This is a genomic window from Xanthomonas sp. SHU 166 (genome assembly GCF_000364685.1).
Classification (GTDB): Bacteria; Pseudomonadota; Gammaproteobacteria; order Xanthomonadales; family Xanthomonadaceae; genus Xanthomonas_A; species Xanthomonas_A sontii.
In genome coordinates this window covers 1-7,823 of the sequence record NZ_AQOJ01000027.1, presented here as the reverse complement: position 1 = coordinate 7,823, position 7,823 = coordinate 1, and the positions used below count along the sequence as shown (strand labels likewise).

General features: G+C 66.9%; 10 protein-coding genes. 2 read left to right on the top strand and 8 right to left on the bottom strand.

Annotated elements, in window-relative coordinates; all coding sequences use genetic code 11:
• Positions 1-30 precede the first annotated feature (30 nt).
• On the bottom strand, positions 31-510 hold the full coding sequence (locus D180_RS01490; protein ID WP_010343045.1) for an Lrp/AsnC family transcriptional regulator: 480 nt from the start codon (positions 508-510) through the stop codon (positions 31-33).
• Positions 511-637: 127 nt separating this feature from the next.
• Between D180_RS01490 and phhA the strand changes: the two genes are divergently transcribed.
• A complete protein-coding gene (gene phhA / locus D180_RS01485; RefSeq protein ID WP_017911376.1) occupies positions 638-1,528 on the top strand; it encodes a phenylalanine 4-monooxygenase in 891 nt (296 codons plus the stop codon).
• Positions 1,529-1,583: 55 nt separating this feature from the next.
• On the opposite strand, the gene D180_RS01480 is transcribed toward phhA, so the two are convergent.
• The 3 genes from D180_RS01480 to D180_RS01470 are packed head-to-tail and all read right to left on the bottom strand — an operon-like array spanning position 1,584 to position 3,192.
• Positions 1,584-2,243 (bottom strand): DUF799 domain-containing protein, encoded by a 660-nt coding sequence (locus tag D180_RS01480; RefSeq protein ID WP_167522045.1) that lies wholly within the window; start codon positions 2,241-2,243, stop codon positions 1,584-1,586.
• Positions 2,240-2,611, bottom strand: a complete 372-nt coding sequence (locus tag D180_RS01475) for a DUF4810 domain-containing protein (protein WP_017911374.1) — start codon at positions 2,609-2,611, stop codon at positions 2,240-2,242. Before D180_RS01475 ends, D180_RS01480 begins: the two co-directional genes overlap by 4 nt.
• A 20-nt stretch (positions 2,612-2,631) precedes the next feature.
• Positions 2,632-3,192 (bottom strand): CsgG/HfaB family protein, encoded by a 561-nt coding sequence (locus D180_RS01470; protein WP_232760257.1) that lies wholly within the window; start codon positions 3,190-3,192, stop codon positions 2,632-2,634.
• 657 nt (positions 3,193-3,849) lie between these two features.
• Here D180_RS01470 and D180_RS01465 point away from each other — a divergent pair.
• Entirely contained in the window at positions 3,850-4,368 is a 519-nt protein-coding gene (locus D180_RS01465) for a hypothetical protein (RefSeq protein ID WP_017911372.1), read from the top strand.
• A gap of 79 nt (positions 4,369-4,447) precedes the next feature.
• Here D180_RS01465 and D180_RS01460 read toward each other — a convergent pair whose 3' ends face one another.
• From D180_RS01460 to D180_RS01445, 4 genes are all read right to left on the bottom strand, one after another.
• Positions 4,448-5,104 carry an RpiB/LacA/LacB family sugar-phosphate isomerase gene (locus D180_RS01460; protein ID WP_026144165.1) on the bottom strand — a complete coding sequence of 219 codons (657 nt, stop codon included), beginning with the start codon at positions 5,102-5,104 and terminating at the stop codon, positions 4,448-4,450.
• A 140-nt stretch (positions 5,105-5,244) separates the two neighbouring features.
• Positions 5,245-6,000, bottom strand: a complete 756-nt coding sequence (kduD, locus tag D180_RS01455) for a 2-dehydro-3-deoxy-D-gluconate 5-dehydrogenase KduD (protein WP_010343054.1) — start codon at positions 5,998-6,000, stop codon at positions 5,245-5,247.
• 61 nt (positions 6,001-6,061) lie between these two features.
• Positions 6,062-6,916, bottom strand: coding sequence for a 5-dehydro-4-deoxy-D-glucuronate isomerase (gene kduI, locus D180_RS01450; RefSeq protein ID WP_017911371.1), 855 nt, complete (start codon positions 6,914-6,916; stop codon positions 6,062-6,064).
• Between the two features lie 158 nt (positions 6,917-7,074).
• Positions 7,075-7,464, bottom strand: coding sequence for a VOC family protein (locus D180_RS01445; protein ID WP_017911370.1), 390 nt, complete (start codon positions 7,462-7,464; stop codon positions 7,075-7,077).
• Positions 7,465-7,823 lie beyond the last annotated feature (359 nt).

Below are 7,823 nucleotides of genomic sequence, written 5' to 3'. Positions count from 1 at the left end.
CCGGATGAACAACCTACTGAGAGATCACAGCTAGCCGCGCGGCAGCGGCAGGCCGGCGAAGTCCTTGACCGTGCGCAGCACGAAGCTGGAATTGACGTCGGCGACGCCGGCGGCGTTGAGCAACTTGTCCAGCAGAAACGCGGAGAAGTGCGCCAGATCGCGGACGTAGACGTGCAACAAGTAGTCCATGTCGCCGGTCAGCGCATGGCAGGCGACCACCTCGTCCCAGCCCTGCACGCTGTCGGCGAAATGGGCGATGCCACTCTGGCCGTGCTTCTCCAGCTGCACGCGCACGAAGGCCTGCAGGCCCAGGCCGATCGCCGCCGGCACCAGCCGCGCGGCGTAGCCGGCGACCACGCCCTCGGCCTCCAGCCGCTGCACCCGGCGCAGGCAGGCCGAGGGCGACAGGTTCACCTGCGCGGCCAGTTCGGCATTGCTGGCGCGGCCTTCCCGCTGCAGCAGGGCGAGCAGGCGCAGGTCGGTGCGGTCGAAGGTCGGCGATCCGGTCATTTATTGCTCTGCAACATGGCTTCTACGCAATAATCTTGCGCGCAGCGCGCCGATCCGTGCAACTTCGCAAGCCCATTGCGCGCCCGCGCGCCTACCATCGTGGCTATTCCTTTCCGGAGCGTCGACCATGGACACCGCACCGCGCCGCGTCGAACACCAGCAGACCGACAAAGGCTACGTGCCGGTCTACACCACGGCCGTGGTGACCCAGCCGTGGGACAGCTACAGCGCCGACGACCACGCCACCTGGGGCACGCTGTACACGCGCCAGCGCGAGTTGCTGGTCGGCCGCGCATGCGCCGAGTTCCTGCAGGCGCAGGACGCGATGGGCATGAGTTCGCAGGCGATCCCGCGCTTCGACGAGCTCAACGCGGTGCTGCAGGCGACCACCGGCTGGACCCTGGTCGGCGTGGAAGGGTTGCTGCCGGAACTGGACTTCTTCGACCACCTGGCCAACCGCCGCTTCCCGGTGACCTGGTGGATCCGCCGTCCCGAACAGATCGACTACATCGCCGAGCCGGACTTGTTCCACGACCTGTTCGGCCACGTGCCGCTGCTGATGAACCCGCTGTTCGCCGATTACATTCAGGCCTACGGGCGCGGCGGCGTCAAGGCGCACGCGATCGGTCCGGACGCGCTGCAGAACCTGACCCGGCTGTACTGGTACACGGTGGAGTTCGGCCTGATCGACACCCCCGACGGCCTGCGCATCTACGGCGCCGGCATCGTCTCGTCGAAGGGCGAATCGCTCTACTCGCTGGAGTCGGACGCCCCCAACCGCATCGGCTTCGACCTGCAGCGGATCATGCGCACCCGCTACCGCATCGACACCTACCAGAAGACCTACTTCGTCATCGACAGCTTCGAACAGCTGATGCAGGCGACCTCGCCGGATTTCACCCCGATCTATGCGGCACTGGCCGACCAGGCGCATCTGCCAGCTGGCCAGGTGCAGGCGCAGGACCGCGTGTTCCATGCCGGCAGCGGCGAAGGCTGGGCGGACGGCGGCGACGTGTGAATCGCGGCATTACCCGTCTCCGCCAAACCTGACGGAGACGGGGCAGGGCGCCGGGTCAGTCGGTGCCGTACTTCGGGTTGTAGGGCCCGTACAACAAGCCGCCAGGGTGGCCGGCGGACAGCAGACGCTGGCTGGCCACGTTCCCCATCTGATGCCCTTGGTCGGTGACCTGGTTGACGACCTGATTGATCGCAGCCGTCACCAGCATTCCGACCAGGCCGCCCCCGGCGTTGTTCTGATTTTCGCCGCTCGACGCCTGTGCCTGGCCCTGCCACAGCACCGTCCCGGTGCGCAGATCCACCAGCTTGGCGTTGGCCGAGACCACGACCACGCTGTTGATGATCTGGTAGACGGCACCGTACTTTTCCACGGTGATGTACAGCGCGGCGTCGGCGCCGAAGATTTCCCGCAACTTCTCCGGAGACACCGCCTGTGCTTCATCCGCCACGGTGATGCCGTTCTGCTTGAAGGTCTCGTAGACCGGCGCCACCGGCATCACGTAGTAGCCCGCTTCGGCCAGCGGCAACGTGGTGACCGACAGCACGCTCAGGCTGGCGTTGACGTCCGGTGCATGGCTGACCGGCGGCAAGACCAGGATCGACCGCGGCTTGCTGGCCTTGTACGCGCTGTAGTCGCGCGACATCGGCTGCGTCGCGCAGGCGCTCAGCAGCAGACCGAGCACGGCCACGCAGGCCATTCTTGCGACGTTCTTCATTGCGCGCTCCTCGCGTTGCTGGCGTTCTTCAACAACAGATCGATGTAGGTGCCGGACTCGGGATACTGCGTCTTCTCGGCGAGGAGTTCCTGCTGCGCTTTGGCATCGTTGCCGGTTTCGGCGTACAGCATGCCCAGATGCGCCTGCAGTCCCGGCGGCGGCCTGCGGTTGGCGGCCTGCATCACCTGCAGGTCCTTTTCCAGCGCCTGGATCTGCTGTTCCGGGCTACCGCCCTTGAAGTGGCTGTAGACCTGATCCTGGTAGCTGCCCCACTGGTAGAGCGAGGCGCTCTGGTGGGCGCAGCCGACCAGCGCGAGCACGGCGCAGGCACCAAGCCAGAACCGCGTGCGGACATTGAGGGTATTCATGTGCAAGGGTCCGTTGCGGGTCACTTGACCGGCTTCCAGGCGCCGGAGTCGATCGCGGCGGTGAGATTGTTGACAGCCTCGCGGATCGCCAGATCCAGGACTTTGCCGTTGAGCGTGGAGTCGTAGCTGGAGGTCCCGCCGAAGCCGACGACCTCGCGGTTGGACAAGGTGTACTCGCCGCCGCCCTGCACCGAATACACCACTTCGGACGTCGCGCTATCGACCACGTTCAGGCTGACCTTGGCATAGGCCTGCTGCTGCTTGCCACGGCCGAGAATGCCGAACAGCTGCGTATCGCCGGTCTCCTTGCGGCCGAACTCGGTCACGTCGCCAGTCACGACGTAGTCGGCGCCCTTGAGTTGCTGCGCCTGGCCCTTGATCTGCGCTTCCTGCTTGATCTCGCCCATGTTGTCGCGATCCAGCACACGGAAACGATTGGTCTGCTGCAGATGGGTGATCAGGATGGTCTTGGCCTGGCTGCCCAGGCGATCTGCACCATCGGAAAACAGGCCGCGCATGAAGGACGAGCGGTTGTCGAACTTGCCCACCGCGATCGGCGCGCGTGCGCCGGCGTAAGGCACGCTGGCCGCCGAAACTGTCTGCGGTTTGACGCTCTGATGGGTTTCGGTCGCGCAGGCCGCCAAGCCCAACGCAAGCGTCAACCCCATGGCCCCCTTGATCACACTGTTCTTCATCGATTGCCCCTTGTTGATACAGCTACGAAAAACCATTCGCCGGCGGCCCTATCCTTGCCCAGCGTCGCTGCATGCGACAGGCATGCACGACCGCACGCGGACGACGCGATCCAGGCCATCGGCGAGAGTAGGAAATAGGCACAGCGGAAGATCGATGTCGCTCCATGACCATCCTGCGCAGGGCAGGGAAAGAAAAATCCATGTCGTCCCGCGACGCAGCAGGACCCAGCTAGGTGATGTGTATCGGCGGCGCTAGGTGGAACTTTAGAAATTTTTGCGGGGCCGTCGCAATGCGGGCGTGCACGGGCCGTGTTGCTCGGTCGCCGGACCTGGATGCTGCGCCATCGCGCTGCGGCACACTGCATCGCGCCAGAGATCGGCCAATCCACAGCGGAGAATCGGCAATGCGCCGATCCCGGGCCACCGACGGCGACCCTACGCTGCGCAGCGAGCGAGATCGGTGCGCCACGACGCGGCCACCCCGGATTCCCGGATGCTCCCGCCCAACGCATGTTGGCGGTCCTGTGCGTCGGGAGAATCCTCATGCTCATTTATGTCGGCCTGGACGGCGATCAGGCGGATCAGCGCGGCGCCAAACTGAAAGCCTTGCAATCCCACTTCGGCGAAAACCAATCGCATGCGCTGACCCTGCTCGACGCGGCCTCACTATCGCCCAGCAACAAGACTCGCGGCAAGCGCTTGGTGATCAATTCGCACGGCAACGTCAACGTCTTCGCCGGGCTTGCACCGGAGGCATTCCTGCAGCAACTGCTGGCCAAGGGACTGGGCAAGGAGTCGTTCGAGGAGATCGTGCTGATGGCCTGCCAGGTCGGCGCGCAGAGCCAAACCAACTCCATCGCCAACAACTTCGCCAAGGACCTGAAGCGCTTGCTGGTCGGCCACGGCATCCTCGCCAAGCTGTACGCGCCGCGCGGCACGCTGACCTACATCGTGCACACCGAGCAGAAGCTGAGCCAGACGTTCTACGTGGTGGACAGCATGCATATTGCCTGCCCGGAGCGGAACTATCCGCTGGCGGAAGGCCTGCTGCTGGTGCAGTAAGTTCGCATGCCAACGCCCCGCAGATGCGGGGCGTTTGGCGAACACGCTACCGGACACACCCGCCTGGGCGGGCGCGACATCAGGCCGCGGCGGCGTCGGCCTTGCCCAGCACGCCGGCGACGAAGGCGCGCAGGTCGGCGTCCTTGGCGTTGTCGAAGAAGCACTGCTGGAAGCGGGGGCCGCCCACGGCCTGCTTGACCAGTTCCGGATCCAGCGCGCGCAGGCCGTCCAGGTAGGACTTGGCCAGGGCCTGCTTGACCTGGGTCAGGATGCCGGCGTTGGCCTGCTGCGATTCGCGGCGCTCGGCCGGGTAGCCCATGCCGCGCTCGCCGCTGAAGGCCTTCTCGAAGATGTAGCGCACGTTGATCTCCGCGCCCCAGCCGTAGCCCTTGGCGAAGGCCAGCGCCAGCGCATTGCCGTTGTTGACCTGGGCGAACAGGTAGGCGTCGGTCGGCTCGATGCAGTAGCCGCAGAACACGCCCGGGTGCGCGTTGAGCGACATCATCGCGCCCTGCCCGGTGCCGCAGCCGGCGACCACGAAGTCCACCGCACCAGCGTTGAGCAGCAGGCCGGCGCAGATGCCCAGGTGGATGTAGGTCAGGCGGTGGTCGGCGTCGCCGTCCATGCCGACGTTGAACACGCTGTGGCCCTGCGCGGCGGCGACGTCGTTGAGCTGCTGCAGGATCACCGGGTTCTTGGCGGCCTGGCTGAACTCGTTCATTAGGGCGATTTTCATTGGGGTCCTTTGGTGGGGGATTTGTTGGTGGGCAGGGTGGTTTGGTTGGGATGGGTCGGCGGCAGGCGTACCCTCATCCGCCCTTACGGGCACCTTCCCCCAAAAAGGGGGCCGAGGTCCCAAAGGGAGAAGGAGAAGCGTTAGCGGGCGAGCCAGCCGCCGTCGACCGGGATCACCGTGCCGTTGACGTAGTCCGAGGCGCTGCTGGCCAGGAACACCGCGGTGCCGCCCAGGTCTTCCGGTACGCCCCAGCGGCCGGCCGGGATGCGGTCCAGGATCGCCTGGTTGCGTGCGGCGTCGGCGCGCAGCTGCGCGGTGTTGTCGGTGGCCATGTAGCCGGGGGCGATGGCGTTGATATTGACGCCCTTGGCGCCCCACTCGTTGGCCAGCAGGCGGGTGATGCCGGCGATGCCGGACTTGCTGGCGGTGTACGACGGCACGCGGATGCCGCCCTGGAACGACAGCATCGAGGCGATGTTGATGATCTTGCCGCTGCCCTGGGCGATGAAGTGGCGGCCGGCGGCCTGGCACATGAAGAACGCGGACTTGATGTTGACGTTCATGACGTCGTCCCAGTCCTGCTCGCTGAAGTCCACCGCATCGGCGCGGCGGATCAGCCCGGCGTTGTTGACCAGGATGTCGAGACGGCCGAGCCCGGCCAGGGTCTCGTCGAGGATGCGCTGCACCGGCTCGATGCTGATCAGGTTGGCCTCGATGGCGACGAAGCGGCGGCCCAGCGCGGTGACCTTGGCCTCGGTCTCGGTGGGCGCGGCGATGCCGGCGGCGGCGATGTCGGCGCCGGCCTGCGCCAGCGCCACGGCGATGCCTTGGCCGAGGCCGGTGTTGGCGCCGGTGACCAGGGCGACCTTGCCTTCGAGACTGAACGGGTGGGTCATTGCGTGGACTCCTTGAGGGACTGCGGACGACGGGAATGGGAGCGGCGCGCGGGACGGCGGCCTACTTGAGCTGGCAGATGTCCAGCACGTGCATGTCGGTGTAGTCGAGGTTCTCGCCGCCCATCGCCCAGATGAAGGCGTAGTTGGCGGTGCCGGCGCCCATGTGGATCGACCACGGCGGCGACACCACGGCCTCATTGTTCTGCACCACGATGTGGCGCTGCGCGTCCGGCTCGCCCATGAAGTGGTAGACGCGGTCGTTGGCGCCGAGGTCGAAGTAGAAATAGACCTCGCTGCGGCGGTCGTGCAGGTGCGGCGGCATGGTGTTCCAGACGCTGCCCGGCTTGAGCACGGTCAGGCCCAGCAGCAGCTGCGAGGACTGGCAGGTGGCCGGCACGATGTACTGGTAGATGGTGCGTTCGTTGCTGGTCTCCAGCGCGCCGCGGTCCAGCGCCACCGCCTCGGCGATCGACAGCCGCTTGGTGGTGAAGCGCGCATGCGCCGGGGTCGAGGCCAGGTAGAACTGCGCGGGCGTGGCCGCGTCGTCGGACGCGAACACCACCTCGGCGCTGCCCATCGCCACATACAGGCCGTCCTTCGGGCCCAGCGGATACACGGTGCCGTCGACGGTGACGGTGCCGCTGCCGGCGCCGACGTTGATCACGCCCAGCTCGCGCCGCTCCAGGAACGGGTGGCCGGCGGCCGAGGCCGGTTCGGTCTGCGCGGGCAGCGTCAGCGCCCGCGTGCGCGGGGCGGCGCCGCCGAGCACGAAGCGCTCGTAGTGGGTGTACTTCAGGGTCACCGCGTCGTCGACGAACAGGCCATCGAGCAGGTACAGGTCGCGCAGCTGGTCGTTGCTGGCGCCCTTGATCGCGTCGGGATGGGTCGCGTAGTGGGTCTTGCAGTACAGGGACATGGGGCGCTCCAAGGCAGGCGACGGCGTGTGTCAGCCCGCCACGGAGGACAGTCTAGCGGGTCTGGTAAACCGGTGTCATTCCGCAGTGCACGAAGGGCGGGGATTGGGGAGTCGGGATTGGGGATGAAAGGCACTGCGCCGCAGGGCGGCGCAGCGGCTCAACGCGGCAGCGGCTCACCGACGTCGATGCGGTTGCCGTCGGGGTCGGCGAAGACGAAGCAGCGCAGGCCGAAGTCGGCATCGCGGAGCGCCTTGATGATGCGCACGCCCTGCGCCTGCAGGCCGTCGTACAGGGCCGCGGCGTCGTCGACGATCAGGTGGGCGACGTTGCTGGTGCTGCCGCGGTGGTCGGGACGCAGGGTCAGGTGCAATTCGGCGGCGTCCTTCTTCAGGATCACGAAACCGACCGGATTGCCGTTCTGGAACACGCTGCGGAAGCCCAGGAGCTCGGTGTAGAAGGCGACGGCGCGGGCGATCTCGGCGACGGGCACGGTCGGCGCCAGGCGGCCGAAACGGACCGCGACGGGGGCGGGGATGGGGGACGACATGGCGAAGGCTCCTCGCAGGAAGGCCGCGCGGTCCGCCCGGGCGGTGCCGGAACGGAACGGGCCTTCGATGGGCGGAGCGGTGTCCGCACGGTCGGCGGCAGTGTAGACCGTTTGCGGCGAGTCGGGAGGCGGTGGGGGACACGTGCCCTGGCCGACATGTGGGTGCGACGCATGGATGGCGTTGAAACGCGCACGCCCCACGGTCAGCGGGCGCTTCACTGCTGCCTGGGAACGGCTCCCGGTCTGCCGGGAATCGTTCGCCGCGGCAGTTCGGTTCGTGCGCGTCGCGGCTGAAGCCGCTCCCACCGGAATGCGCTGGGCCTCCCTGTGGGAGGGACTTCAGTCCCGACGACGGAGGG